This window comes from Nocardioides sp. CPCC 206347 (genome assembly GCF_048654605.1).
In the GTDB taxonomy this organism is placed as follows: domain Bacteria; phylum Actinomycetota; class Actinomycetes; order Propionibacteriales; family Nocardioidaceae; genus Nocardioides.
On record NZ_JBMCYZ010000002.1, the window covers coordinates 214,699 to 240,991 of the forward strand.

26 protein-coding genes are annotated in these 26,293 nt (G+C 68.4%); 14 read left to right on the forward strand and 12 right to left on the reverse strand.

Features of this window, described 5'->3' with window-relative positions; all coding sequences use genetic code 11:
- The first annotated feature begins 16 nt into the window (after window positions 1-16).
- Genes ACOACQ_RS07220 through ACOACQ_RS07230 form a run of 3 tightly spaced genes read left to right on the forward strand, consistent with a single transcriptional unit; the run spans window position 17 to window position 2,289 of the window.
- On the forward strand, window positions 17-658 hold the full coding sequence (locus ACOACQ_RS07220) for a pyridoxamine 5'-phosphate oxidase family protein (RefSeq protein ID WP_420287987.1): 642 nt from the start codon (window positions 17-19) through the stop codon (window positions 656-658).
- The gene (gene dapF / locus ACOACQ_RS07225; protein WP_420287988.1) at window positions 645-1,493 is read left to right on the forward strand and encodes a diaminopimelate epimerase; all 849 of its coding nucleotides are present in this window, start codon (window positions 645-647) and stop codon (window positions 1,491-1,493) included. Before ACOACQ_RS07220 ends, dapF begins: the two co-directional genes overlap by 14 nt.
- Before the next feature lie 19 nt (window positions 1,494-1,512).
- Complete coding sequence (locus ACOACQ_RS07230) at window positions 1,513-2,289, forward strand: SDR family NAD(P)-dependent oxidoreductase (RefSeq protein ID WP_378603376.1); 777 nt, start codon at window positions 1,513-1,515, stop codon at window positions 2,287-2,289.
- Between the two features lie 51 nt (window positions 2,290-2,340).
- Here ACOACQ_RS07230 and ACOACQ_RS07235 read toward each other — a convergent pair whose 3' ends face one another.
- Window positions 2,341-2,892 carry a hypothetical protein gene (locus tag ACOACQ_RS07235; RefSeq protein WP_420287989.1) on the reverse strand — a complete coding sequence of 184 codons (552 nt, stop codon included), beginning with the start codon at window positions 2,890-2,892 and terminating at the stop codon, window positions 2,341-2,343.
- A 154-nt stretch (window positions 2,893-3,046) separates the two neighbouring features.
- On the opposite strand from ACOACQ_RS07235, the gene ACOACQ_RS07240 reads away from it, so the two are divergent.
- Complete coding sequence (locus ACOACQ_RS07240) at window positions 3,047-4,675, forward strand: alkaline phosphatase D family protein (protein WP_420287990.1); 1,629 nt, start codon at window positions 3,047-3,049, stop codon at window positions 4,673-4,675.
- On the opposite strand, the gene ACOACQ_RS07245 is transcribed toward ACOACQ_RS07240, so the two are convergent.
- Both ACOACQ_RS07245 and ACOACQ_RS07250 read right to left on the reverse strand, forming a co-directional pair.
- Window positions 4,639-5,292 (reverse strand): vWA domain-containing protein, encoded by a 654-nt coding sequence (locus ACOACQ_RS07245; RefSeq protein WP_378603361.1) that lies wholly within the window; start codon window positions 5,290-5,292, stop codon window positions 4,639-4,641. The genes ACOACQ_RS07240 and ACOACQ_RS07245 overlap by 37 nt on opposite strands.
- Before the next feature lie 30 nt (window positions 5,293-5,322).
- The gene (locus ACOACQ_RS07250; RefSeq protein WP_378603358.1) at window positions 5,323-5,715 is read right to left on the reverse strand and encodes a hypothetical protein; all 393 of its coding nucleotides are present in this window, start codon (window positions 5,713-5,715) and stop codon (window positions 5,323-5,325) included.
- Between the two features lie 136 nt (window positions 5,716-5,851).
- Here ACOACQ_RS07250 and hflX point away from each other — a divergent pair, with 136 nt between their 5' ends.
- Together hflX and ACOACQ_RS07260 are read left to right on the forward strand one after the other, a co-directional pair.
- Entirely contained in the window at window positions 5,852-7,336 is a 1,485-nt protein-coding gene (gene hflX / locus ACOACQ_RS07255) for a GTPase HflX (protein ID WP_378603355.1), read from the forward strand.
- A 75-nt stretch (window positions 7,337-7,411) separates the two neighbouring features.
- Window positions 7,412-8,113, forward strand: a complete 702-nt coding sequence (locus ACOACQ_RS07260) for an SGNH/GDSL hydrolase family protein (protein WP_420287991.1) — start codon at window positions 7,412-7,414, stop codon at window positions 8,111-8,113.
- On the opposite strand, the gene ACOACQ_RS07265 is transcribed toward ACOACQ_RS07260, so the two are convergent.
- Window positions 8,104-8,994 carry a LysR family transcriptional regulator gene (locus tag ACOACQ_RS07265; protein ID WP_420287992.1) on the reverse strand — a complete coding sequence of 297 codons (891 nt, stop codon included), beginning with the start codon at window positions 8,992-8,994 and terminating at the stop codon, window positions 8,104-8,106. The two genes, ACOACQ_RS07260 and ACOACQ_RS07265, sit on opposite strands and share 10 nt — an antisense overlap.
- An 80-nt stretch (window positions 8,995-9,074) precedes the next feature.
- On the opposite strand from ACOACQ_RS07265, the gene ACOACQ_RS07270 reads away from it, so the two are divergent.
- From ACOACQ_RS07270 to ACOACQ_RS07280, 3 genes are all read left to right on the forward strand, one after another.
- The gene (locus tag ACOACQ_RS07270; protein ID WP_420287993.1) at window positions 9,075-9,890 is read left to right on the forward strand and encodes an alpha/beta fold hydrolase; all 816 of its coding nucleotides are present in this window, start codon (window positions 9,075-9,077) and stop codon (window positions 9,888-9,890) included.
- Window positions 9,887-10,696, forward strand: a complete 810-nt coding sequence (locus tag ACOACQ_RS07275) for an LLM class flavin-dependent oxidoreductase (protein WP_420287994.1) — start codon at window positions 9,887-9,889, stop codon at window positions 10,694-10,696. The genes ACOACQ_RS07270 and ACOACQ_RS07275 overlap by 4 nt, the downstream gene beginning before the upstream one ends.
- Window positions 10,697-10,799: 103 nt before the next feature.
- Window positions 10,800-12,818, forward strand: a complete 2,019-nt coding sequence (locus tag ACOACQ_RS07280; RefSeq protein ID WP_420287995.1) for an ATP-dependent DNA helicase — start codon at window positions 10,800-10,802, stop codon at window positions 12,816-12,818.
- Here the strand turns inward: ACOACQ_RS07280 and ACOACQ_RS07285 are convergent.
- Both ACOACQ_RS07285 and lexA read right to left on the reverse strand, forming a co-directional pair.
- Window positions 12,799-14,448 (reverse strand): MXAN_6640 family putative metalloprotease, encoded by a 1,650-nt coding sequence (locus ACOACQ_RS07285; protein WP_420287996.1) that lies wholly within the window; start codon window positions 14,446-14,448, stop codon window positions 12,799-12,801. The genes ACOACQ_RS07280 and ACOACQ_RS07285 overlap by 20 nt on opposite strands.
- A 49-nt stretch (window positions 14,449-14,497) precedes the next feature.
- Window positions 14,498-15,241: a transcriptional repressor LexA gene (gene lexA, locus ACOACQ_RS07290; protein ID WP_378603328.1), complete on the reverse strand. Its 744-nt coding sequence runs from the start codon at window positions 15,239-15,241 to the stop codon at window positions 14,498-14,500.
- Window positions 15,242-15,495: 254 nt separating this feature from the next.
- Between lexA and ACOACQ_RS07295 the strand changes: the two genes are divergently transcribed.
- Complete coding sequence (locus tag ACOACQ_RS07295; RefSeq protein ID WP_378603325.1) at window positions 15,496-15,879, forward strand: LysM peptidoglycan-binding domain-containing protein; 384 nt, start codon at window positions 15,496-15,498, stop codon at window positions 15,877-15,879.
- Between the two features lie 114 nt (window positions 15,880-15,993).
- Here ACOACQ_RS07295 and ACOACQ_RS07300 read toward each other — a convergent pair whose 3' ends face one another.
- Window positions 15,994-16,323, reverse strand: coding sequence for a hypothetical protein (locus tag ACOACQ_RS07300; protein WP_378603322.1), 330 nt, complete (start codon window positions 16,321-16,323; stop codon window positions 15,994-15,996).
- Window positions 16,324-16,617: 294 nt separating this feature from the next.
- Here ACOACQ_RS07300 and nrdR point away from each other — a divergent pair, with 294 nt between their 5' ends.
- Together nrdR and ACOACQ_RS07310 are read left to right on the forward strand one after the other, a co-directional pair.
- Entirely contained in the window at window positions 16,618-17,094 is a 477-nt protein-coding gene (gene nrdR / locus ACOACQ_RS07305) for a transcriptional regulator NrdR (protein WP_378603319.1), read from the forward strand.
- A gap of 125 nt (window positions 17,095-17,219) precedes the next feature.
- On the forward strand, window positions 17,220-20,144 hold the full coding sequence (locus tag ACOACQ_RS07310; RefSeq protein WP_378603316.1) for a vitamin B12-dependent ribonucleotide reductase: 2,925 nt from the start codon (window positions 17,220-17,222) through the stop codon (window positions 20,142-20,144).
- A gap of 166 nt (window positions 20,145-20,310) precedes the next feature.
- Here ACOACQ_RS07310 and ACOACQ_RS07315 read toward each other — a convergent pair whose 3' ends face one another.
- Window positions 20,311-23,217, reverse strand: a complete 2,907-nt coding sequence (locus ACOACQ_RS07315) for a DEAD/DEAH box helicase (protein WP_420287997.1) — start codon at window positions 23,215-23,217, stop codon at window positions 20,311-20,313.
- The gene (locus ACOACQ_RS07320) at window positions 23,214-23,627 is read right to left on the reverse strand and encodes a (deoxy)nucleoside triphosphate pyrophosphohydrolase (protein WP_378603310.1); all 414 of its coding nucleotides are present in this window, start codon (window positions 23,625-23,627) and stop codon (window positions 23,214-23,216) included. Before ACOACQ_RS07320 ends, ACOACQ_RS07315 begins: the two co-directional genes overlap by 4 nt.
- Window positions 23,628-23,813: 186 nt before the next feature.
- Between ACOACQ_RS07320 and ACOACQ_RS07325 the strand changes: the two genes are divergently transcribed.
- Window positions 23,814-24,752 carry a nuclease-related domain-containing protein gene (locus ACOACQ_RS07325; protein ID WP_420287998.1) on the forward strand — a complete coding sequence of 313 codons (939 nt, stop codon included), beginning with the start codon at window positions 23,814-23,816 and terminating at the stop codon, window positions 24,750-24,752.
- A gap of 62 nt (window positions 24,753-24,814) precedes the next feature.
- On the opposite strand, the gene ACOACQ_RS07330 is transcribed toward ACOACQ_RS07325, so the two are convergent.
- The 3 genes from ACOACQ_RS07330 to ACOACQ_RS07340 all read right to left on the reverse strand — a co-directional run bounded on the left by ACOACQ_RS07330 (window position 24,815) and on the right by ACOACQ_RS07340 (window position 25,698).
- Window positions 24,815-25,225, reverse strand: a complete 411-nt coding sequence (locus ACOACQ_RS07330; protein WP_378603304.1) for a (deoxy)nucleoside triphosphate pyrophosphohydrolase — start codon at window positions 25,223-25,225, stop codon at window positions 24,815-24,817.
- Window positions 25,226-25,318: 93 nt separating this feature from the next.
- The gene (locus ACOACQ_RS07335; RefSeq protein WP_378603301.1) at window positions 25,319-25,516 is read right to left on the reverse strand and encodes a hypothetical protein; all 198 of its coding nucleotides are present in this window, start codon (window positions 25,514-25,516) and stop codon (window positions 25,319-25,321) included.
- Window positions 25,517-25,554: 38 nt separating this feature from the next.
- Window positions 25,555-25,698: a GPGG-motif small membrane protein gene (locus ACOACQ_RS07340; RefSeq protein ID WP_378603298.1), complete on the reverse strand. Its 144-nt coding sequence runs from the start codon at window positions 25,696-25,698 to the stop codon at window positions 25,555-25,557.
- A 93-nt stretch (window positions 25,699-25,791) separates the two neighbouring features.
- Here ACOACQ_RS07340 and ACOACQ_RS07345 point away from each other — a divergent pair, with 93 nt between their 5' ends.
- Window positions 25,792-26,265, forward strand: a complete 474-nt coding sequence (locus ACOACQ_RS07345) for a hypothetical protein (protein ID WP_378603295.1) — start codon at window positions 25,792-25,794, stop codon at window positions 26,263-26,265.
- The last annotated feature ends 28 nt before the right edge of the window (window positions 26,266-26,293 follow it).

The window sequence follows — 26,293 nt, forward strand, 5'->3', positions numbered from 1 at the left end:
CGCCTACGATGGCGGGGTGAGCACCCCCGCCTGGACCGACATCACCAGCGAAGAGGCGCTCAGCGCCCTGCTCGGTGAACCGACGGCGGCGGCCCGGGACAAGGAACGCACCACGCTGACCGAGGTCGACCGCGACTGGCTCGCGGCCACGCCGTTCTGCGTGCTCGGCACCGCCGACGCCGAGGGGCGGTGCGACGTGTCGCCGAAGGGCGACCCGGCGGGTCAGCTGGTCCACGTCATCGACGACCAGACGATCGCGATCGCCGAGCGGCCCGGCAACCGTCGCGCCGACGGGTACCGCAACATCCTCGCCAACCCGCACGTCGGGCTGAACTTCCTGATCCCCGGTCGTGGCGACACGTTGCGGATCAACGGCCGCGCCCGCCTCGTCAGCGATGCCCCGTTCTTCGAGGAGATGGTGGTCAAGGGCCACCGGCCGCTGCTGGCCGTCGTCGTCGAGATCGAGACTATCTTCTTCCACTGCGCGAAGGCGTTCCTGCGCTCGCAGCTGTGGCAGCCGGAGTCGTGGAACCCGGACGGCACCGTCCCGCGTCGCGCCGTACTGGCGCACCGCCTGGAGCGACCGGACACTCCTCTCGAGGAGCTCGACGCCTACTACGGCGAGTCCTACAAGGACGGTCTCTATGTCCAGCCCTGACTACGTCTTCCTCAAGGGGCACGGCACCGAGAACGACTTCGTGCTCCTCCCCGATCACGACGGCAGCATCCACGGCGACCTCGACCCCGCGCGGGTGCGCGCGCTGTGTGACCGTCGTGCCGGCATCGGTGGTGACGGTGTCCTGCGCGTCATCCGCTCCGTCGTCACCCCGGACGCCGCCGGCCAGAACGCCGAGTGGTTCATGGACTACCGGAATGCCGACGGTTCCGTGTCCGAGATGTGCGGCAACGGCATCCGGGTCTTCGGTCGCCACCTCGCGCTCGCCGGCCTGGCCGACCCGTCCACTCCCGTGCCGGTCGCCACGCGCGACGGGGTGAAGGTGCTGACCTTCGCCGGGGGTGCGGCCAACGGTGAGATCACCGTCGACATGGGCACCCCGAAGATCCTCGAGGACACCCAGGTGTCGATCGGCGACCAGTCCTGGCCGGCCCTGCACGTCGACATGGGCAACCCCCACGCGGTGGCCTTCCTCGACGCCGGCGCCGACCTCGCCGACATCGGCCCGCTCCTCGATCCGCCGGTCCACGACGACGCCGTCTACCCCCACGGGGTCAACGTCGAGTTCGTCGTACGACGCGGGCCCGGCCATGTGGCGATGCGGGTCCACGAACGGGGCTCCGGCGAGACCCGCTCGTGCGGCACCGGCGCGTGCGCCGTGATGGTGGCCGCCGCCCTCGCCGACGGCGCGGAGCGCGACACCGCCTACCGGGTCGACCTGCCTGGCGGGACGCTGCAGATCACGTGGACCGCCGACGACCGGATCCTGATGACCGGTCCCGCCGTGATCCTGGCCGAGGGCCGCACCTCTCTCTGACCTCGCTACAGTCCGTCGCATGGAACTCACTGGAACCTCCGCCATCGTCACGGGCGGCGCGTCGGGCATTGGTGCCGCGGCCGCTCGCCAGCTCGCTGCCAAGGGCGCGACCGTCGTCGTCGCCGACCTGCAGGCCGACAAGGGCGAGGCCCTTGCCGCCGAGATCAACGGCGTCTTCGCCCAGGTCGACGTCACGAACACCGAGCAGATCGCCGCCGCCGTCAAGGTCGCGTCCGAGATCGCCCCGCTGCGTGCCGTCGTCAACTCCGCCGGCATCGGCTGGGCGCAGCGCACCATCGGTCGCGACGGCCAGCTCGAGTCCGCCCACTCGCTGGAGGCCTTCACCAAGGTCGTCCACATCAACCTGATCGGCACCTTCGACATGGTCCGCCAGGCCGCGACCGCGATGAGCCTCAACGAGCCCGACGCCGACGGCTGCCGCGGCGCCATCGTCAACATGGCCAGCGTGGCCGCCTTCGACGGCCAGATCGGCCAGGCGTCGTACTCCGCCTCGAAGGGTGGTGTGGTCGGCATGACCCTGCCCGTCGCGCGCGATCTCTCGGCTGCCGGCATCCGCCTCAACACGGTCGCGCCCGGCCTGATCGACACCCCGATCTACGGCGAGGGCGAGGCCGCCGACGCGTTCAAGGCCAACCTCGGCCAGAACGTGTTGTTCCCCAAGCGCCTCGGCACGCCCGACGAGCTGGCCAGCATGGTCATCGAGTGCATCACGAACTCGTACATGAACGGCGAGGTCATCCGCGTCGACGGTGGCATCCGGATGCCCCCGAAGTAGTTCGCGAACTCAGCTCATCGCGAGTTCGATCGCGCCGGTGCCGGGGCTGGATCAGCCCTGGCACCACATGGCGCCGTACGGCCCCTCGGTCGATCGCCGTTCGGTGACCCTGCCGTCGACGGTGATCTTGCAGGACTCCGGCTTCCCGTCCACACCGGCCTGGACGAAGACCACCGCGTAGTCGGGGTTGCCGTACACCGTGGTCGTGAGCGACCACGTGTTGCTCTTCTCGTTGTGCGATCCCTGCGGGTGATCGACGCTGGTCGGGATGACGTAGGCGACGGTGCCGAGCGCGTGCGGCGCCGACAACGTGATCGTCAGCTTGTGCTTCGGGAGCGAGAAGACGTCGCTGTCGCCGGAGATGCCGGGCTGGGTGCCGAGACCCGGGAAGCCGCTCTGCAGGCCCGCGGGAAGGGCGTTCGCCTCGGCCGAGGGCTTCGCCTTCTTCGTCTTCTTCGGCGCGGCCGGCTCGGTCGGGAGCGTCGTCAGGTCGTCCGCGCGGGGGCGGTCGTCGTCGATGGCCCGCTCCGGCGAGTTGGGCCGGAGCATCACGATCAGGCCCACGGTCACCAGGAGCAGGACCGCAGCCCAGACAAAGAACACTCGCTTCTCGGACCCTGGTGCACCACGCATGCCCGTACAACGACCGGTGGAGCCGCGTGGCTATGGCCGTGCCGGCCAACCGTCCTGTGACGTTCACCCCGTCGTCCCTCGCCGATCGCGCCCCGGTCGCTGGGAACCGGTTGCCTCTGGGAACGTGACGTTGCTCTGGGACGACCAGACCCGCCTCGGCGAACTGCGCGTCGGGCGCCGTACGACGGTGGTGGCCGGCCTGTCCGGCGCCTCGATCCTCGGTCTCGCGGACCGATGGCCGAATTTCGTCGAGCGTCGCCGGGACCTGACCTCGGGGGTGCGTAGCGGCGAGGTCACCACGAGCTCCGCCGTGCTCTGGTCCCGGGCCGCCGAACCGAGCCGGATGTTGGTCCGCCTGTCGAGCGGCGGCCTGCTGCGCCGCACGATCCGCGGTCGCTGGGCCGATCCGCGCACCGACTTCACGGCCCGGATGCACCTCACGGGGCTCGCGCCCGGTCGGGAGTACGACGCCGAGGTGTGGTTCGAGACGCCCGAGGGGGAGCGGAGCGCTCCCCAGTTCCTCTCCTTCGCCACCGCCCCGATCCACGGGGCCGCGCAGACGATCGTCTGGTCCGGGGACACGAACGGCCAGGGCTGGGGGATCGACCGCTCGCGCGGCGGGATGACGGGCTACCGCGCGATGCTCGACCTGCGTCCGGACCTGTTCATCCACGTCGGCGACACGATCTACGCCGACGAGCCGATGGAGTCCACCAAGCTGCTGCTCGAGAACGGCAGTACCTGGCAGAACGAGCTGACCGAGGAGGTGATGGTCGTGGCCGAGACCCTCGCCCACTTCCGGGGCCGGCACCGCTACCCGCTGCGGGACGAGAACGTGCGGGACTTCTACGCCGCCGTACCGTCGGCCGTGCAGTGGGACGACCACGAGACCTGCAACAACTGGTGGCCCGGCGAGACGATCGACGACGAGCGCTACACCGAGCGCCGCGCCGACGTCCTCGCCCTGCGGGGACGACGGGCGTGGCAGGAGTACCAGCCGGTGCCGGTGAAGCGCCTGGTCCCGGCCGACGGGGACGGCTTCGCGCCCGCCCGGCTCTATCGCCGGATCCCGCGCGGGCAGCACCTCGACCTGTTCCTGCTCGACATGCGCAGCTTCCGTGGATCGAACCCGGTCGCCGACCCGCGCGACGACCGAGCACCGAGCGGCCTGCTCGGCCCGGAGCAGGAGGACTGGCTGATCACCGGCCTACGCAGGTCGAGGGCGACGTGGAAGGTGATCTCGATCGACCAGCCGTTGTCGGCGCCGGTCCGCCAGCTCCACGACCTCGACGGCGTCGCGAACGGCGACCACGGCCGTCCGATGGGACGCGAACCGGAGATCGGGCGCGTCCTCTCGGCGATCAAGCGGTACGAGGTCAAGAACGTCGTGTGGATCACCGCCGACGTGCACTACACGGCGGCCAACCACTACTCCCCGGAGCGGGCGACGTTCACCGACTTCGAGCCGTTCTGGGAGTTCATCTCCGGACCCCTGCACTGCTCGCCGTTCACTGCGCGGCCCGACAAGCTCGACCGCACCTTCGGTCCGCTCGTGCACTTCACCCACGGCAAGGACGAGCCGCTCCCGGTGAAGATCGCGCCGCGTCCGGACAACCAGCACATCGGCCAGCTCGCCATCGCGCCTTCCGGCGAGCTGACCGTGCGCCTGTACGACGCCGTCGGGACCGTGCTGTGGCAGAAGGTCCTCGAGCCGGATCAGTCGGCGACGGCCTTGCGCTCCTCGGGGGAGTAGGCGTCCATCATCGGTGCGGGCGCGCCCGCCGGAGCGGCGAACCGGTCCCCGCGGAGCTTGCCCAGCTTCTGCGAGGTCATCGCCATCACGTCGCGGCTCTTGCCGCGCCCGTAGGTGACCGAGGCGCCCGCGGCGACGCCGAGGCTCGCGCCGACCTCGATCGCGTCCTGGTCGGCGCCCATGTAGAGGAACTGCCACGCGAAGCCGTTGGTCTGCTGCTCCACCAGCGCCTTGATCGCCGGGTGGGTCCACTCCTGGCTGGCGTTCTCGTGGCCGTCGGTCATCACCGCGACGATTACGGTGCCGGGGCGCTCGTCCTCCTGGAGTGCGGCGAGCTCCTGGCCGGCGGTGGTGATCAGGCGCCCCATCGCGTCGAGCAGCGCGGTCGATCCGCGCGGCTGCAGGTCCAGCGCCGGCACGTCCGCGATCGGGAAGTTGGAGAACACGACGTCGTACTCGTTGTCGAACTGGGCGAGGGTGACCCGGCAGTCGCCCGGAGCGGTGCGCTGCTCGGCGATGAAGGCGGCGAAGCCGCCCTCGGTGTCGGCCTTGATGGACTGCATCGATCCGCTGCGGTCGAGCAGGAAGTACAGGTGGGTGAGATCGGCTCGGGTCATGGTTCCTCCATCAAATTGGGCAGTTCGGGGTCATTGGCTCCGGCGCGGCTTGAACCGCATCGGCGCCGGGGCTGCGGCGGGTTGCCGCGGCTGACCGGTCTCGAGGTCGTACTTCGCTCGTTCGACCCCGGCGGCCGTCACGCGTCCCCGGTCGTCGGCGTACGCCGCGAGGCTGCGGGTGCGCGCCAGTCGGGGGCCGACGGCGTTCTCCGTGAGCCCGGCCTGCGCCCCTGCCCCACGCAGGGACGCCTGGCCGGTCAGCACGGCGGCTGCCATGGCCTCGTCGAGGATCTCGGTGAGCCGGTCGGCGGCTTCTCGAAGGTAGGGCAGGGCCCCGACGGAATCGCGGCCCTCCGCCTCGTCCAGCGCCCGTCGTACGACGGCCAGTGCTTCCGCGGGTGGCCCTGCCAGTGAATCGGTCATGCTCTCCATGGTGCCGCACAAACTGCGGCAACGCAAGGAGTGCGGCACCGCAGTTGGTGCGCGGATGACCGCCCGTCGTCCGCGTCCGGTAATCGGGAAGCCTTTGTGACCGTTCGTCGTTACGCTGGATACGCCTATGACGAACCATGCTGAAGACTTCTCCCTCGCGTCCGCGCTGCGCGCCACCGAGGGCTGGGACGACCCCGACAACGACACCTTCGAGTCCGGGTACGCGCCCGCCTCCGCCGACGAGCCCACCACGGGTGACCTGGACCTGGCTGCGCGCCACGAGCTGCGTCGTGTCGCCGGTCTGCGCACCGAGCTCGAGGACATCTCCGAGGTCGAGTACCGCCAGCTCCGGCTCGAGCGCGTCGTGCTCGTCGGGGTGTGGACCGAGGGCACCGTCCAGGACCACGAGAACGCCATGGCCGAGCTCGCGCTGCTCGCCGAGACCGCCGGATCCGAGGTGCTCGACGCGATCTACCAGCGCCGCCAGTCGCCCGACCCGGCGACGTACATCGGCCGCGGCAAGGTCGAGGGACTGGCCGAGATCGTGCAGGCCAGCGGCGCCGACACCGTGATCTGCGACGGCGAGCTCGCCCCCTCGCAGCTCCGCAACCTGGAGGACCGGGTCAAGGTCAAGGTCGTCGACCGGACCGCCCTGATCCTCGACATCTTCGCCCAGCACGCGAAGTCGGCCGAGGGCCAGGCGCAGGTCGAGCTGGCCCAGCTGAGCTACATGAAGCAGCGGCTGCGTGGTTGGGGTGGCAACCTGTCGCGCCAGGCCGGTGGCCGCGTCGGCGCCGACGGTGCCGGTATCGGTGGCCGTGGTCCCGGTGAGACCAAGATCGAGACCGACCGCCGCCGGATCAACGACAAGATCGCCAAGCTCCGCCGCGAGCTGAAGGTGATGAAGGGGACCCGCGACACCAAGCGCCAGGAGCGCCGTCGCAACCACATCCCCTCGGTCGCGATCGCGGGCTACACCAACGCCGGCAAGTCCTCGCTGCTCAACCGGCTGACGGGTGCAGGAGTGCTCGTCGAGGACTCCCTCTTCGCGACGCTCGATCCCACCACTCGTCGTACCTCCACCGTCGACGGCCGGATCTTCACGATGAGCGACACGGTCGGGTTCGTCCGGCACCTGCCGCACCAGCTGGTCGAGGCGTTCCGCTCGACCCTGGAGGAGGTGGCCGACGCCGACCTCATCGTGCACGTCGTCGACGGCTCGCACCCCGACCCCGAGGGCCAGCTGACCGCGGTGCGCGCGGTGCTCGCCGACATCGACGCCGGTGGCGTCCCCGAACTGGTCGTCATCAACAAGATCGACGCCGCGGACCCGCTGGTCATCGACCGCCTGCTCCGCCGCGAGCCGCACTCCGTCGCGGTGTCCGCCCACACGGGTGAGGGCATCAAGGAGGCGCTCGCCCGGATCGAGGCCGACCTGCCGCGACCGCAGGTCGAGTTCTCCGCGCTGGTGCCCTATGCCCGCGGCGACCTGATCGACCGGATCCACAAGGACGGCGAGATCGCCACCATCGAGCACACCGCCGACGGCAGCCACGTCACCGGCCGCGCGAGCGAAGCGCTCGCGGGCGACCTGGCGACGTACGCCGTCTGACATCGCACCTGACGAACCTGCTGTGAGTTCGGCGAATTCGCAGCACGTTCGTCAGGTACGACGGATGATTTCGACGTGACTCGGCACCTCACCCGCCTCCGGCCCCGGCTGCTCCTCACCGTCCTGACGGTGCTGCTCGTTGCCGCCGTGAGTACGACGATCCTGGGCCGCGCAGGTGCGCGGACCGATCGCTGCGGGGAGATCGGCGAACGCGCCGACGAGCGGGCTGCGGTCGTGACGGGGACGGGTGCCGACATCCTCGTGATCGGCGACTCCTACTCCGTCGGCGCCGGTGTCCGTGCGCGCGACTCGTGGCCGGTGCGGCTGCCCGGCCGGGTCCGGGTGGACGGGTTCTCCGGGAGCGGGTTCACGGTCGGCGCGAGCGCCTGCGGTGACGTCTCCTTCGCCACCCGCGCAGCGCTCTCGCTACGCCGGTCGACCGACCTGGTCGTCGTCGAGGGTGGCCTCAACGACTACGACCAGTCGCTGGCCGATCTCGAAGCCGGCTTCGCGCGCCTGATGCGGGTGCTCGACGGGCGGCAGGTGCTCGTCGTCGGCCCGCCGCCGGCGCCGGAACGCCCGCGTGCCGATGTCGAGGCGGTCGACGTTGCGTTGGCCCGCCTCGCGGCGGCCCATCAGGTGGCCTACCTGAGCATGATCGACCTGGACCTCACCTACCTGGACGATGACCTGCACCCCGACCCCGCCGGGCACCGGGCCTTCGGCGACCGGGTGGCCGAACGGGTGCGGGACCTGCTCGCTCTGGCTCAGAGCTGACAGGCGCCCGCTCGGGTCAGTTCGGCGCCGTGCTCCTGGGCGACCGCCACCAGTCGCTGCGCGAGCGGTGAGAGGGCACCACGGGTGAGCGCGTAGATCTGCCGCGGTGGCAGGGCTCCGCGCAGCGGGTGCAGCACGACCTCGTCGTCGACTTCCGGGGTGGTGATGGCCAGCAGCGGCATGATCGCGCAGCCGAGTCCGGCGCGGACCACGGACACGACGGCCTGGTTGTCCGCCGTACGGAAGACGAAGTGCGGCGCGACCCCGTGCTCGGCGAGATGCTCCTCGACCCGGCCCTGGTCACAGATCGCAGGCAGCGCGACCATCGGGATTCCGTTGAGCTTCTTGAGTGCGACCGCGCCTGCCGCGAAGTCGCCGCGGCGGGCGACGAGGACGTGCTGGTCCTCGAGGATCAAGGTGCTGTCGACGCCGTCGCTGCCCGGCGCGTCGAGGAAGAGCACGTCGAGGTCGCCGGGGTCGGGAGTGTCGTCCTCGTCCTCGAACAGCCGGATGTCGCAGCCCGGGTGCTCGGAGCGGAGGCGCCCGACGACCGTGGGCAGCAGCACGTTCGTCACGGTCTGGAACGTCCCGACCTCGATCCGCCCATCCCCGGCGTGGAACCGCGCGACGTCGTCCCCGAGCGAGCGGGACCGAGCCAGGACGGAGCGGGCACCGTCCAGCACGAGTCGACCGAGCGCGGTCAGCCGAACAGGTCGTGGGCCACCGGGCCGGTCGAACACCGCCCCGCCGACAGTGCGTTCCAGCGCGGCGATCTGCTGGCTCAACGTGGACTGGGTGTAGCCGAGCCGCGCGGCCGCGCGGCCGAAGGTGCCTTCGTCGGCGATGGCGTCGAGTGCCTGGAGGTGACGGAGCTCGTACACCCGAAGCATCGTAATGAGTGATGGTCTTAATCGGAAGCAATCGCTTTTCGGAATCCTTGACCGGGCCTAGCGTCGATCACATGAACCCAGAGACCAGCTTCGACGTGAACGGCGTGACGCTCTGCGCCCAGACCTTCGGGTCCCCGGCAGACCCGGCCCTGCTGCTGATCCACGGGGCGTGCGCGTCCCTCGTGTGGTGGGAGACCGAACTCTGCGAACGCCTGGCCGCGGCCGGCCGCTTCGTGATCCGCTACGACCAGCGCGACACCGGGCGATCGACGAGCTTCCCGGTCGGTCGGCCCGGGTATGCCATGAGTGATCTCGCCGCCGATGCCGTCGCGCTCCTGGACGCCCTCGGTGTCGAGAGCGCCCACGTCGTCGGCCGATCGATGTCTGGCGGCGTCGCGCTGTTCCTCGGCCTCGACCATCCGGAGCGGACTCGTTCGGTCACCCTGGTGACCACCACGACCGGCGAGCTGCCGATGGGTGAGCTCGACGTACCTCCGGACCCGGACCCGACCGATGGCGCCGCGGTCGTGGACCACCTCGTCGAGGCCTTGCGTGCGTACGCCGGCGCCTCGCCACATTTCGACGAGGCAGCGGTCCGGGAGCTCGCCGTGACGGACATCGCGAGAACCCGCGACGTCGCGGCCACGCTCGTCAACCACTACGCGATGGACTTCGACGGTCCGCGCAACGGAGGGTTCGCCGACCTCCGCGTGCCCACCCTTGTCGTCCACGGCGAGGTCGACCCGATCTTTCCGTTGTCCCACGGCGAGGCGTTGCGGGACGCGATTCCCGGTGCCGAGCTGGTGGTCCTCTCCGGCGCCGGCCACGATGTTCCGCGTCCCACCTGGGACCAGTTCCTCGAGGCACTGGTGGAGTTCACGTCATGAAGTCGGCGATCTGGATCCCGTTGTTCGACGAGCTCGCCGACCCGCTGGTCGTGGCGCGCCTCGCAGCGGAAGCCGAGGAGGCCGGATGGGACGGGTTCTTCGTGTGGGACCACGTCCGTTGGCGTGAGCCCGTCCAGGCCGCGGCCGACCCGTGGATCACCCTCGCCGCGATCGCCACCGCCACCTCCACGCTCCGGCTGGGCCCGATGGTGACCGCGTTGCCGCGCAGGCGGCCCCAGGTGCTCGCCCGGCACACCGCGACCCTGGATCGCCTCAGCGGCGGGCGGCTGACTCTCGGTGCCGGGCTCGGCAGTGACCGGTTCGGCGGCGAGTTCTCCCGGTTCGGCGACGAGGAGGACGACCGCACCCGCGCCGGGATGCTCGACGAGTCGCTGGCGATCCTGCGCCAGGCGTGGACGGGTGAGCCGGTGCAGCACCACGGCGACCACTTCACCGTGGACGACGTCCGGTTCCTGCCGCGGCCGGTGCAACCGTCGGTACCGGTCTGGATCGCCGGGTTCCCCGGCAAGGAACGGCCGCTCCATCGAGCCGCGCGCCACGACGGGTTCGTGCCGGTCAACCTCGAGCACCCGGACCAGCTGGCCGAGGCCGTCGCGAAGATCGCCGACCTCCGCGTCGGGCAGCCGCAGGCGTCGTACGACGTCGCGGTGACGCTGGCCGCCGACGCGGACCTGGCTGCCTTCGAGGCCGCGGGGGCCACCTGGTGGCTCGCCGACTTCGATCCGCACGCGATCACCGTCGACGAGGTCCGGGCTGTCATCCGCGGCGGCGCGTTCGCCCCGTAGACCGGGCCAGGTTCGTCGAGTAGCCGCGAGGAACGAGCGGCGTAGTCGAGACGCCTGTGGAGGGGCGTCGGTGACCGTCGGCCCGACCATCTAGGGTTCTCCGGTGACCACCGACGCCGCGCAGCAGGCCAACCCCGTCCGGGAGCTGCTCGCGACCGCGGTGGCCGCGCTCGGCGGCCAGCAGCGCGACGGCCAGGTCGCGATGGCCGACGCGGTGGCGGGTGCCTTCGCGGACAAGGAGCACCTGCTCATCCAGGCGGGCACCGGCACCGGGAAGTCGCTGGGTTACCTCGTCCCCGCGCTGCTCCATGACCGGCGGGTCGTGATCGCCACGGCCACCCTGGCGCTCCAGCACCAGCTCGTCGAGCGGGACCTGCCCCGCCTGGTCAAGGCGGTCGGCACGACGCCCGGCCTCGATGCGACGTACGCCGTCCTCAAGGGCCGGTCCAACTATGCCTGCCTCCATCGGATCCGGGAAGGTGCGCCCGACGAGCAGGGCGAGCTGATCCAGATCCCCGAGGGGACGATGGGGGCGAAGGTCCTCGAGCTGCGCAAGTGGGCCGAGAAGGCCTCCAAGGCCAAGGAGACCGGCGAACGCGACGAGGCGCCGCGGCACACCGAGAAGGAGTGGCGCCAGGTCAGCGTCTCCGCACGCGAGTGCCTCAGCGCCAGCAAGTGCGCGTACGGCGAGGAGTGCTTCGCCGAGCGCGCGAAGGAGAAGGCGCAGCGCTCGCACCTGATCATCACCAACCACTCGCTGCTCGCGATCGACGCGATCGAGGGCATCCCCATGATCCCCGAGTACGACGCCGTGGTGATCGACGAGGCGCACGAGCTCGCCGCCCGGGTGACCCAGGCCGCGACCGACGAGCTCTGGGCGGCCGAGGTCGAGCGGGCTGCCCGTCGCAGTGTCCGCCACGTCGAGGGCAACGAGGCCGACGACCTCGCCGACGCTGCCGACGCACTGCGCGCTGCCGTCTCCGAGGCCAGCCCCGGCCGCTTCGAGACGCTGCCCGAGGAGCTGTCCGACGCCCTCGTCCTGGTGCGCGATGCCGCCCGGGCCTGCGCGTCCGCATTCCCCAAGGCCGAGGCCGGCAGCGAGCCGGACCCGGCCTTCACCCAGGCCAAGGGCATGGTGCAGGAGGTCTTCGCGACCGCCGAGCGGATGGCGGCGTGCTCGGAGTCCGACGTGCTGTGGCGCACCGAGGGCACCGACCGGATCCCGCCGACCCTGTGCGTCGCGCCGCTGCAGGTGTGGGGCCCGATGCGCGACAAGCTGCTGACCGACAACACGGTGGTGCTGACCTCGGCGACCCTGATGCTCGGCGGCGACTTCGACTCGATCGCCACCTCGGTCGGCCTCAAGCCCAGCGAACGCTCACGCGAGGCGTCGGTGGTTGAGGTGCGAGGAGCGTCAGCGACGAGCCTCGAAACCTCCGACAAGCAGCCCTGGCGCGGCATCGACGTCGGCAGCCCCTTCGACTACCCCCGCCAGGGCATCCTCTACGTCGCCCGGCACCTGCCACCGCCGGGCCGCGACGGCCTCGCGAAGGCCCAGCTCGACGAGATCACCGAGCTGGTCGACGCCGCCGACGGCCGCACGCTGGGGCTGTTCTCCAGCCGACGTGCCGCCGAGGCCGCGGCCGAGCACGTGCGCACCGCCCTGCCGCACCTCACCACGCTGGCCCAGGGCGACGCCCAGCTCCCGGAGCTCGCCCGCCAGTTCGTCGAGGACCCGCACACCTGCCTGTTCGGCACGCTCGGCCTGTGGCAGGGGCTCGACGTCCCGGGGGACACCTGCCAGCTGGTCATCATCGACCGCATCCCGTTCCCGCGCCCGGACGACCCGTTGATGAGTGCCCGTTCGAAGGCGGCCGACAAGGCCGGCGGCAACGGCTTCATGCAGGTCTCCGCGACCCATGCGGCGCTGCTGCTCGCGCAGGGTTCGGGTCGCTTGATCCGTACGACGTCCGACCGTGGCGTGGTCGCCGTACTCGACCCCCGGCTCGCGACCGCCCGCTACGGCTCGTTCCTCAAGTCGAGCCTGCCGCCCATGTGGGCGACGACCGACCCGGCCATGGTCCGGGCTGCGTTGAAGCGGCTCAGCCGCGCACAGCCTTGACCACGACGCTCTGGTAGACGCCGTCGTCCTTCGGCAGGCCGCCGCAGGTCCACTGGTAGTCGCGCGTACCGCAGTTGACGTAGCGCGTGCTGGCGCTGACCGCAGCCACCTCGACCCAGTCGACGGCTCCACCGAAGGAGTACGACGACACGCCATCGCCCGTGCTGTTGAGTGCGACGATCTTGGCGACCGGCGCCTGGCCCTTCTTCTTCACGGTCACGACCGCGGCGCCGCCCGCGATGATGTAGTTGAGGTTGAGCTGGACCCGCAGCTTCCATGCGCCGGTCATCTTCGGGACGAACCGGTAGTGCTTGGCGCTCAGGTGGTGCAGCTGGAAGCGCAGGCTCTTGGACGGCGCGGAGGCGCTGAGGTTGTAGGTCCCGTACAGCGGCGTGGGGGCGTAGCCGGCACCCTCGGAGTAGAACGCGGAGGGACGTCGGTTCCAGAAGGCGAACCCGGCGAACTGCACGTTCATGGTGGTGCGCAGGTCGGTCAGCGCCGAGGTGATGGCCTGGACGGAGTACTGCCCGGCGCCGGCCTTCTCCCACATCTTGCGCACGATCACGGGAAGCAGCCCCTGGGAGGTGGGGTAGCGCTCGCCGAGGTACCGGAAGAAGATCCACGATCCGTACTGCGCGAGGTTGCCCCAGCGGTCGACGGGCTGGCTGGGCACGCCGAGCGGGCCGTAGGGCAGGTAGGACCGGTTGTCGTTGATCGCGTTGAAGAGCTCGTCCTCGGCCCAGGTGGCGGTGCCCTCCATGAACCAGCCGTCCTCGTTCGCGTCGTAGGCGAACTGCACGGCGTGGAAGTACTCGTGGGCAGCGGTGACCTTGAGGTTGTCCGCCGGGGTGTGGCTCGGGTAGTCGGCGGCGCTGTAGTCGTTGTCGACGACGCAGTAGGCGGGTGCCGCACCGTGGCCGCTGATCTCCTGGTCGGTCGCGCAGTAGCCGTAGATGCCGAACTGGCCGAGCTCGGCGATGTAGACGTCGACCTTGTCGGCGCCGTTCCCGCCGATGAAGCCGTCGCCCGCGGGCCGCTGGTAGCCGGCCGTTGTGTAGGCATTCGCCACCACGGAGAAGGCCTGGGCCACGAACTCGACGTAGTCGGGGTAGTTGGCGTCGGTGCCGGACCAACGGCCGCCCGGGCCGTTCTCGGGGTCGGCGGCGCTCGCGTCGGCTCCGTCGACGTAGTGCACGCAGAGGTAGCCGGTGCACAGCGGGGTGTTCTCCGGCGTCTGGTAGCAGGGCGGGCCGGTGTTGCCCTCGCACTCGTAGCTGCCGGGAGCGTTGGCGCCGTCGGTCGGTCGCGCGAGCAGGCGCCCGGCGTCGTCCTTCTTGTCCTTGGGCAGGTCGGCGCGGCTGGCCGCCAGGTCGCGCAGGGCGAGGGTCGCGTCCTTGCCGTGGTCCTTGGCGTCCGGCATGGTCGCCGTGGCTGCCGGGTCGAGCAGGTCCTCGACCGTCTCGAGGGCCTCCTCGGCGACCTCCTGCGGGGTCTCCGCCGCGGCCGCACCCGGGTCCGCTGGGTCGCCAGGGTCGGCCTGCGCTGCGGTGCCGAGGAACGGCACGAGCAGGAGGAGGGCGAGCAGGGCGATGAGCAGCCCCGAGAAGGGCAGGTTGCTGCGGCGCGTCATGGGGAAGTTCGGCCTTCGTGGTCGACGGATTGAACCCCCTGACCTTACGTCAGACCCGGCGAAGGACCGCCGTGACCTTGCCCAGGATCGTGGCGTTGGTGCCGTCGATCGGCTCGAACGCGGGGTTGTGCGGCAGCAGCCACACCTGCCCGGCCTTGCGCTGGAACGTCTTGACCGTCGCTTCGCCGTCGATCATGGCGGCCACGATCTCGCCGTTCTCGGCGGTCGGCTGCTGGCGGATCACGACGTAGTCGCCGTCGCAGATGGCAGCGTCGATCATCGACTCGCCACTGACCTGGAGCAGGAACAGCTGGCCGTCGCCGACGAGCTGGCGGGGGAGCGGGAACACGTCCTCGACGCGCTCCTCGGCCAGGATCGGGCCACCGGCCGCGATCCGGCCGACGACCGGCACGTTGCGCGGGGTCGGCGCTGCGTCGTTGATGCCGGTGTCGTCGTACCCGTCGTGACCGGTCTCCTCGACCGTCGACATGGCGCGGCGGGCGGCCATCACCTCGGGCAGGAAGACCTCGAGGGCGCGCGGGCGGTTGGGGTCACGCTTGAGGTAGCCCTTCTCCTCCAGGGTGCGCAGCTGGTGGGCGACGCTGGAGGTGCTGGTCAGGCCGACGGCCTGGCCGATCTCGCGCATGCTCGGCGGGTAGCCGCGCTTCTCGATGCTGTCCTTGATGTGCGCGAGCACGCGCAGCTGGCGGGCGGTCAGCCCACTGGCGTCCGGGGGGCCGTCGGGCAGCTCCGTGACGGTGCTGCCACTCGTGGTCTTGGCCTTGTCAGCCATGGATGCCCTCCCAAGTCTTCCGGCAGATCGCCCGGATCGGATGTGACGACGCTAACCGATGAACGGGCCGTTCTTCAAACATCTGTTCGAAGGGCGTGTCGCGACACGCCGTCGAGTGTTTGTTCGAACAGGTACTGGATTTGTTCGAACACCTGATCTAACCTCGTACACATGTTCGATCGAACGCCTGATCGATCAGCTTCTGTCGGACGGCCTGACTAGACATGGCCCGTCCACTTCCCCCGGAGGTTTCCATGAGCACCATCACGTTCGCCCCGCAGGTCTCCACCGTTCGTCGTACGACGACGGCCCGCCCGGTGCGTGCCCGCAGCCAGCACAGCCAGGTCCGGCTGACCCGCCGCGGCCGGCTCGTGGTGCTCGCGTTCGCCTTCGCCGTGGTGATCGCGGCCGCCGTGTGGCTCGCCGCCGGTTCCGCCGCGACCCGCGAGGGCGGCGGCGCTCCCGCCGTCGAGGTGGTCACCGTGGCGCCCGGCGAGACCCTGTGGGGCCTGGCCAGCGACGTGGCCTCGACCACCGGCGACGACGTCCGCTCGGTGATGGAGCAGATCCAGCAGCTCAACACGCTCGACTCGAGCATGGTCTACGCCGGCCAGCAGCTCCGCGTTCCGACGGAGTAACCACAGCTCGCCCGTCGCTTCGACCCCGACGGGTGCAGGGGAAGACGAGGGGCGGGGTCTGGCTCATGCAGCCGGACCTCGCCCTTCGCGCTGTCCGCCCGGGCTGTCCGCGCGCTACCGAGCGGCGCGCTTGCCGCCCTTGGGAAGGCTGGGGTCGCGCTTCACGCGGGGCTGGGGGCCTTCGCTCCAGCCGACCGCACGCGAGAGGCGTACGGCGAGCATGAACGCAAGGAACAGGCAGAACATGGCGCCGACGCAGGCGATCAGCAGGAAGAACCAGGCGCTGGCCTTGCCGTCGTGGCGGGCCGTGGCGCCGAAGTCGATCGCGGCGAAGACGAGGTATCCCCAGGCCACCAGCGCGAAGGTGATCCCGACGGCAAGCAGCAGGAGATCAGGTCGAAAACCTGCCTTGGCCCGGTCTCCGGATCGCTTGCCTCCCGCCACGGCGTCATTGTGTCCGATGGGTGGCTGACGTGTCCCCTCAACCCTCCGATGGGCCGGTTCGGAGCGCAAATGAGCCCGCCCGAAAAACTTCTTCGAACTCCTTGGGGGCCGGGCTTGCACCCGTGGTGGTCGAGGCGTACGGTTACCACTACATCTAGTAGTTACAACGATGTAGTTCTCCACATCTAGTCCACAGGACGAGGGGTGGAAACGCACAGATTTCGTCCCGTTGTGCACAGGAGGCTCCCCCTCTGTCCACAGCATCCGCCACCCAGGTTCTCGTGAGGAGGGCTCATGCACTGTCCGTACTGCAAGCACAGTGACACCAAGGTCCTCGACTCGCGGGTCTCCGACGACGGCTGTGCGATCCGCCGCCGCCGGATGTGCCTGGACTGCGAGAAGCGCTTCACCACCGTCGAGGCCATGCAGCTGACGGTGCTCAAGCGTTCCGGCGCCACCGAGCCGTTCACCCGCGAGAAGGCTGTCTCGGGTGTGCGCAAGGCGTGCAAGGGACGCCCCGTCGACGAGGACGACCTGGCCCGCCTGGGCCAGGAGGTCGAGGACCAGTTGCGCCTCGCCGGCAGCCCCGAGATCGCCGCCCACGAGGTGGGCCTGGCGATCCTTTCCCCGCTTCGTCGCCTCGACGAGGTGGCCTACCTTCGCTTCGCCTCGGTCTACCGCGGGTTCGACTCCGCGGCCGACTTCGAGAACGAGATCGCTCTCCTGCGCGCCGAGCGGCAGTTGCAGAGCGAACCAGCCCCCTCGGGCTGACCACAGACGCCCGGCAGGTGGTGGGGAAGCCGCCTGCCGGGCCACCCCCCTCTCGGATTCACCGGTTTTTAGAGACACCTTTGAACAGACACCGCCGCACGACGTACCAGGAGACCAGGAGAGACATGACCGAGACGGCCAGCAACACCGAGGCAGCCACCGCAACCGGCGGCCACAAGAAGGGTCTGAAGATCGAACGGGTCTTCAGCACCGAGGGCGTGCACCCCTACGACGCCATCAACTGGGAGCGTCGCGACGTCGTCCAGCAGAACTGGAAGACCGGCGAGACCGTCTTCGAGCAGCTCGGTGTCGAGTTCCCCGACTTCTGGTCCCTCAACGCCTCGACGATCGTCACCACGAAGTACTTCCGTGGCGCCGTCGGCACCCCCGAGCGCGAGCGCGGTCTCAAGCAGCTCATCGACCGGGTGGTCTCCCGCTACACCAAGGCCGGCATCGAGAACGGCTACTTCGCGTCTGCGGTGGACGCCGAGATCTTCGACCACGAGCTGACCTGGCTGCTCGTGAACCAGTACTTCTCCTTCAACTCTCCGGTCTGGTTCAACGTCGGCACCCAGTCCCCGCAGCAGGTCTCCGCCTGCTTCATCCTGTCGGTGGATGACTCGATGGACTCGATCCTGAACTGGTACAAGGAAGAGGGCTTCATCTTCAAGGGCGGCTCCGGTGCCGGCCTGAACCTCTCCCGCATCCGCTCCTCCAAGGAGCTGCTGTCCTCCGGTGGTACGGCGAGCGGCCCGGTCTCCTTCATGCGCGGTGCCGACGCCTCGGCGGGCACCATCAAGTCGGGCGGCGCCACGCGTCGTGCGGCCAAGATGGTCGTGCTCGACGTCGACCACCCCGACATCGAGGAGTTCGTCGAGACCAAGTGGCGCGAAGAGGACAAGATCCGCGCCCTGCGTGACGCCGGCTTCGACATGGACCTGGGCGGCAAGGACATCACGTCCGTGCAGTACCAGAACGCCAACAACTCGGTCCGCGTCAACGACGAGTTCATGACGGCCGTCGAAGAGGGTCGCGAGTTCGGCCTGCGTTCGCGCAAGGACGGCTCGGTCATCGAGACCGTCGACGCCCGCACCCTGTTCCGCAAGATCAGCGAGGCCGCCTGGGCCTGCGCCGACCCGGGCCTGCAGTACGACGACACGATCAACGACTGGCACACCAACCCGGAGACGGGCCGGATCACCGCGTCCAACCCGTGCTCGGAGTACATGTCGCTCGACAACTCCTCGTGCAACCTCGCCTCGCTTAACCTGATGAAGTTCCTCAAGGACGACGACACGTTCGACGCGCCGCTGTTCGCGAAGGCCGTCGAGCTGATCATCACCGCGATGGACATCTCGATCTGCTTCGCCGACTTCCCGACCGAGCCGATCGCCCAGACGACCCGCGACTACCGCCAGCTCGGCATCGGGTACGCCAACCTCGGCGCCCTGCTGATGGCGATGGGCCTGGGCTACGACTCCGACGGTGGCCGCGCGATGGCAGCCACCATCACCTCCCTGATGACCGGTACGTCGTACCGTCGTTCGGCGGAGCTGGCCGCGATCGTCGGTCCGTACGCCGGCTACGCCCGCAACGCCGAGGCCCACAACCGGGTGATGCGCAAGCACCAGGCGGCCAACGACACGGTCCGCACGCTGCACATCTCCGACGCCGAGGTGCACAAGCTGGCTTCCGCCGAGTGGGCGCAGGTCGTCGAGCTCGGCAAGACCAACGGCTTCCGCAACGCGCAGGCCTCGGTGCTCGCGCCGACCGGCACCATCGGCTTCATGATGGACTGCGACACGACCGGCATCGAGCCGGACTTCTCGCTGGTCAAGTTCAAGAAGCTCGTCGGTGGCGGCTCGATGCAGATCGTCAACCAGACGATCCCGCGTGCGCTGCGCAAGCTGGGCTACGACGCCGAGAAGGTGGAGGCGATCGTTGCCTACATCGCCGAGCACGGCCACGTCGTCGACGCTCCGGGCCTGAAGACCGAGCACTACGAGATCTTCGACACCGCGATGGGCGAGCGTTCGCTCAAGCCCATGGGCCACGTGAAGATGATGGCGGCCTGCCAGCCGTTCCTCTCGGGCGCGATCTCCAAGACGGTCAACCTGCCGGAGTCCGCTTCGGTCGAGGAGATCGAGCAGATCTACATGGAGTCGTGGAAGCTCGGCCTCAAGGCCACCGCGATCTACCGCGACAACTGCAAGGTCGGCCAGCCCCTGGCCGACGGTGGCGGCAAGGCCAAGAAGGACGCCGCTGACGCTGCCGACGCCGCGGATGCCGCCAAGGTCATCGAGAAGGTCGTGGAGAAGGTCGTCTACGCCCCGACCCGCAAGCGCCTCCCGAAGTCCCGCCTGGCCCGCACCACCTCGTTCACGGTGGCCGGTGCCCAGGGCTACATGACCTCGGGTGCGCACGACGACAAGACGCTCGGCGAGATCTTCCTCAAGCTCGGCAAGCAGGGCTCGACCCTGGCCGGCGTGATGGACGCCTTCTCGATCGCGGTCTCGATCGGCCTGCAGTACGGCGTCCCGCTGGAGACCTACGTCTCGAAGTTCACCAACCTGCGCTTCGAGCCCGCCGGCCTCACCGACGACCCGGACGTGCGCATGGCGCAGTCGATCATGGACTACGTCTTCCGCCGCCTGGCGCTGGACTACCTGTCCTTCGACGACCGCTCCGCCCTCGGCATCTACTCCGCCGAGGAGCGCCAGCGCCACCTCGAGACCGGCTCCTACGAGCCCCTCGAGGAGGACATCGGCAGCCCGTCCGAGCTGATCGACGCCCCGGTGGTTGAGGTGCGAGGAGCGCAAGCGACGAGCCTCGAAACCTCCGAGCCCACCGACGCCGAGATCGTCGAGGACCCGCTGGCCGGTGCCCCCGCCGTCGAGGTCAAGGTCGCCAAGACCACGGCCGAGCTCCTCGAGCAGCTCACCGGCACCGCCGTCGACAGCCCGCTGTGCCTCACCTGTGGCACGAAGATGCGGCCCGCTGGCTCGTGCTACGTGTGCGAAGGGTGCGGCAGCACCAGCGGCTGCAGCTGACAGCAAGGTCGTCGAGTAGCCCGAGCCGTTAGGCGAGGGCGTATCGAGACACACGAAGGCCCGGTCACCTCTTGCGAGGGGGCCGGGCCTTCGGCGTTGGGATCATTGGCCGAGATTGGATCAACCAGGTTGATCCGATCCCAGCCAATAACGGGCTGACGAGAAGCTAAAGCGTCACCGTGGGGTGGAAGTAGTCGAACAGTGCCGACTCGATCGGTTCGTCGAAACGCAACAGCATTTTCACGACAGGGAGCTGGTTACCCTTGCCGTCGGTCATCGTGGTGTCCTCGGCGTCGTACGCCGTTGGGCTACCGAGGTAGTAGAAGTCCTTGCCCTCGGCATCGTCCTTCTTCACGAACACGTGGAGGTCGAGTTCGTTGGCAGCAATGGCCCGCTCGACGGGGCTCTTGAGGTGCCGCTGGGACTTGGTGAACCACACCATCGTTGAGCGATCCACGATGGCGTCCTCGTAGGCGGTGCTCGCAGAGACGTCATCAGCCTTGTGGAGGGTGACGAAGATCGGGCAGACGCCTTGGGCCATGTCGGCCTTGTAGCCGTAGATCGTTGATGTCCACTTCCGAGGGAGGGACAGGAGTCGCGTGGCTTCCTTGCGGCCGTACTGCATTCCCGGGGTGAACGGGACGTCGCGTCGATACCGGTCGCTGACTAGCGCGATGCCCGTCTTGAGGATGTCGGCCACAGCGTTGCGGAAAGTCTTGTTGCCCTCGTAGGCGGCGACGACGTCAGCCCTGAGACGAACGTCGTCCCCCGTGCGTTCGACGACGCCCCGCGTGTAGCGCTTCAAGTCCGCCTCAGCGTGGTGGGCCAGAGTGAACGTGTCGACGGCACCCTCGACAACGGCGCGAGTCGACGGCAAGCCTTCGTCGGCGCATACCTCGCGAAGTCGTTGGATCGACGATGGTCCGTCGAGCAGAGTGCGAAGGATGACGAACTCATGCAAGCGCCGGGCGGTGAGTACCTCGTGGCTCAGTAGCCCAAGCGCGCGGTCTTCGGTGTCGGTGAATCCGTGATCCTCGCCCAGAGTGGCCTTGAGCAGTGCAGGAAAGTGAGCGCGATCAGTCGCGAGGAGAACGGGGTCGACGGACTCGAACCGGTAGAAGTCCCAAAGCTCCGGCAGCCCGCCCACACGGTTACTCATCCCTGTGATGGCAACCTTCAAGCGAGCCGCGTTGTTCAGGGTGGTGTCGCCAATGGACTGGAGCACCCGTTCTTGCGAGACCTTGTCGAAGCGCACGCTGGAGAGTCCAGGCAGAACGCCCGTCTCCTCGGCCGCGATCAGGTTCTTGCGCAGCGATTCCTTGTTGAGGGACTCGTCGCCGAACAGTGCGATCGGGATGAGGAAGTTGTTGGCGTAGTTCCCGATCACATCGATGACGACGAGGTACTCCTTGCCGTCGGCCTTGCGAAGCCCGCGGCCGAGTTGCTGGACGAAGACAATCGCTGACTGCGTCTGGCGAAGCAGGATCACCTGGTTGACCGAGGGGATGTCGACCCCTTCGTTGAAGACGTCGACCGTCAGGATGTAGTCGATGGCGCCACGTTCGAGTTCCTCGACCACGTGCTCTCGGTAGGGAATCGAGTCCGTACCTGTCAGCGCGACCGTGCGAAGTTGTTTCCCTCGCAGAGTGCGTTGGTTCAGGGCCTGAGCTAGGGCGTGGGCTTCATCCTTGCGGCTGCAGAAGATCAGGCCTCGTGGTGCGACACCTGCCTGGCCGTACTTGGTGATGGCTTCGAGCAGGTGGTCGACGCGCTCGGGAGTGATGAGGAACGCGAGATCGGAGTCCGCGGTTGCGGTCGTTCCGTCGTCGAGGGTGACGTCCGCGACGCCGTAGTAGTGGAACGGACTCAGCATGTCTGCCTCGAGAGCGTGAGTCAGACGAATCTCGTACGGCACGTTGTAGTCGAAGAGTTCGTAGACGTTGAAGCCGTCGGTGCGCTCGGGAGTCGCGGTCATGCCGAGCAGGAACTCTGGCTGGAAGTAGTCGATGACGCGACGGTGGGAGATGGCACCGGCACGGTGTGCTTCGTCAACGATCACGTAGTCGAAGGCGTCGGGTGCGAGAGCCGCGAGAACGTCGGGTTGAGACAGGGTCTGAACGGTCGCGAAGGTGTAGCGCCGGTCGGTCTGCTTTGAGGTGCCGGAGAGCTTGCCGTAGTCGGACGGAGGTCCGCCGAGTACCCGCTGATACTCGTGGATCGTGCGATCCAGGATCTGCTCACGGTGCACGATGAACAGCATTCGACGCGGATTGAACGCGCGGACATCAAGAGCTGACAGGATCGTCTTGCCCGTCCCCGTGGCGGAGATGATGATCGCTCGCGACTCGCCTTTGCGTCGAACATCCGCGATCTCAGCAAGTGCGTCACGCTGCATCAGGTTCGGGACAACGCCGCGATGCGGTTCGACCTCGTCAATGGTCGATGCGGACACATCGAGCGGCGCTCGATGCGGGCGGGGGCCCGGCGCGACGAACGACGCGGCGTACTGCTCGATCCATTCGGGCGTCAGAGGGATCGATTCGGCGAGTTGGTCGTCGATCAGTCGTCGGACCTGGGCGGCTAGGTCGCTCCCCGTTGCTGCCGACACCTTGAGATTCCACTCATGGTTCTTGACGAGCGCACTCTCCGTGAGGTTCGAGCTGCCGACCATCGCGGTGACCCCATCCGCGTGATCAAAGATGTAGCCCTTGGGGTGGAAGGCGCTCGCGCGGTGCAGGCGCACGTCGACGCCGTAGTCGGCAAGGGTGAGGAGCTCGGCGAAGGCCTCAGGACGGTTGAAGCCCAGATAGTCGGACGTGACAATTCGCCCTGTTCCGCCAAACTCGAAAATCTCTTGCTTCAACAGGGCGATGGCGCGAGGGGAGACAAAGGCGACCGAGAAGAGGAAGCCCGAAGCTCGCTTCAGTTCGTCTCGCAGTACGCGGAGCACGGACTCGCTCTCGCCGTTGAGCACCATCTGGGGATGGTGTTGGCGAGGCGCGACCACGTCGCCACCGAGATAGCCGAACTGGACGTCGAGGGCCAACTCCTTGTGCCAGCCGATGTCACTCATCGATCGGCCAACTCCGCCTGGATCTTCTCGACGGCGGGAATGTCGGCGGGTGCCCAATCCAACTCGGAGAGCCTGGACGGCGAGCGCCACTCGACGGCCGCGTGTTCGGTCAGACTCGGGGTGCCGTCGATAAGTTCGCAGTAGAACGTGGTGAGCGTGACGATGCCGAAGTCGTACTCGTGGGTGGTCGAAACGACCTCCTCGCCGACGCGGACCTGGCATTCGAGCTCTTCGTCAATCTCGCGCTCGAGCGCGTGACGGGGAGTCTCGCCTGGTTCGATCTTGCCGCCGGGGAACTCCCACATGCCGGCGAGAGCGCCGTCGCCGCGCTGGGCACACAGAACGTCACCGTCCCTGACGATGACCGCCCCGACAACGTTGATCTGCTTCTTGGCGACCGGTTGCTCCACGTGCCGAAGCTTAGGGGTGGGGCCGATAGAAACATCTCCTTTGAGCGCAGCCTGGCGGCCTGGGCCAAAGCACGGCGACTCACGGCTGATGATTCACTCGGATCCGCGCGCTCGCCCCACCCGATGCGTCATGCCAGTCCTGACGATCCGCTGCGGAATCGCCTGCCGCCAGCCGATGATCGGGGCATGACCCAGGAGACGGTGGTGAACCGGTGGAAGCGGTACGGCAAGGACCGCCTCTACGTGTCTGTGCCTGTCGATGGTGGTGACGATCTCAAGGTTGGATGGTGGGATCTCCTCTCTGACGAGGCTCACCCCGAGAACCCGGCACACGCCGCTCTACTCTCGTCCGCAGTCGCCTCGTGGCGACAGCAGAATGGCGGTGAGAACTCTCCGGTGCCGTCGACGCGGGCGACGTCTGTAGAGCCGTCCGCTCCGGCGGAACCGTTACCTGTTGCCGCTCCCGCTTCAGTGCTGGACGCAACGGCGAGGCCCTGGCGCGACCTGTCCGAGAACCGCGCCGGGGCAGCGGCCCGGGAGCAGGCCTTGTCTAGACGCGCCGCAGCGCCGGTCAAGACAACACTCGCTCGGGTGCTCGGCGTCCACACCGACGAGCGCGCGTGGCGTATCGGCGCCCACGGCGAAGAACTTGTGGCAACCCAACTCAACAAGGCAGCAATCAGAGACCCGCGCTGGCGATTCCTTCACGCCATCCCCGTTGGCAATCGAGGATCCGACATCGACCATCTCCTCATCGGACCCGGAGGAGTGTTCACCGTTAACGCAAAAAACCACCCCGGAGCCAAGATCTGGGTCGGCGGTAACACGCTCATGGTCAATGGCGCGAAGACTCAACACATCCGCAACGCCCGCTACGAAGCCCAACGGGCATCGAAGTTTCTCACTCAAGCCTGCGGTTTCCCGGTCCACGTTGACGGCCTTGTAGTCACCGTCAATGCAAGAGACGTCGTCATCAAGGCCCAACCCGAGGGCGTCTCCGTCACGTGGCGCAAGAATTTCTCGACGTGGCTGCTCAACCACGGAGACGTTCTCAGCGATGAGGCCATCAGTGCCATTTACGAGATGGCCCGCCGCTCCACCACTTGGACCGGCGCCCATCCATAGCGTGCGGCCATCGGAGGCGTGAGCACAGCGCCGCCGGGTTCGGCCGCAGCCACGACGACCCGCTACGTCCCGAGGTGCCGCTTCACGAGCTCGACAGCCGGCTCGTCCGCCGGCGCCCACTCGAGGTCATCGAGCTCATCCGGCGGGAGCCACAGCAACGCCGCATGCTCGGTCGCGGTCGGCGTACCGTCGAGAAGGTCGCAGTAGAACGTCGTGAGGGTGATGACGCCGAAGGCGTACTCATGCGTCGTGGCGGTCACCTTGGCGCCGACCTTGATCCGGCAGCCGAGTTCTTCGAGGATCTCGCGTTCGAGTGCGTGGCCCGCGGACTCGCCGGGTTCGATCTTGCCGCCGGGGAACTCCCACAGGTCGCCGGTCTCGCCGCCCGGTGCGCGCCGGGCGCACAGCACCAGGCCGTCGCGGACGATGACCGCGCCGACGACCTTGTAGTGCTTCTTCGCGGAGGGCGTCATGGGACGTGAGCCTAGGGTGCGCCCGCCCGTGCCCTCCGCCAGAAATGACGAAGGCCCGGACTTCCGCGTGGGGAGCCCGAGCCTTCGACAGCTTCAGCGGCGTTCTTCGACCACCGTGTGGCGACTGCGCTGCTGGTTCACGATCAGCGACACCACGATGGCCAGGATGCCGACGGCCAAGAGGATGCCGCCGAGTGCCGAGTCGTCGATGAACGACATGTCGATCGTCACGACGTCGAGCAGCAGGATCAGCCCTGCCGCGATGAGCACGATGCCCAGTCCGATAGCCATGATTTGCTCCTTCGATCAGAGTTGTTGAGGACGAGAAGTCAGTTGAAGATCGAGACGCCGCCGGGGCCGACGAGGAGGCCCACGACGATCAGCAGGGCGCCGTACAGGATCCGTCCCTTGACGAGCGAGACGACGCCAGCGATGACCAGGACGACCGCGATCAACCACAAGATGGTGAGCATGAGAACTCCAATCGATTCCTTCGGCTCCTTCGCCGAATGACCTTCGATACCCCAGAACCCCCATTCCATACGGGTTCTGTGCACACTGGCGGCATGGTCTCGTTGAAGTACGCCGTGGTCGAACGCGAACGCCGGTTCCTGGTCGCTGCGCTTCCCGAGGGAGTGGGGGAGACCTGGGAGATCGAGGACCGGTACGTCGACGGGAGCCGCCTCCGGCTTCGGGAGGTACGACGACCCGACGGCACCATCGTGCGCAAGCTCGGGCACAAGGTGCGCCTTGGCGACAGCCCGGCCGAGGTCGCGTGCACGTCGCTCTACCTCGACGACGCCGAATGGACCCTGCTCCTCTCGAGCCTGCCGGGAAGGACGCTGCGCAAGCGGCGGCACCACGTCCACCGCGACGGGTGGCACGTCGTCGTCGACGAGCTCGAGGACGGCACGCTGCTCGCCGAGATCGATGACGGCGACCACGAACCCCGGCCAGTTCCGGTCTGGCTCGACGTTCTCGAGGACGTCAGTGGCGACGAGGCGTGGACCGGCGCCGCGCTCGCGCGCGGGGACAGCTGACGATTCCGCCCCTGGGAGGACGACAGCG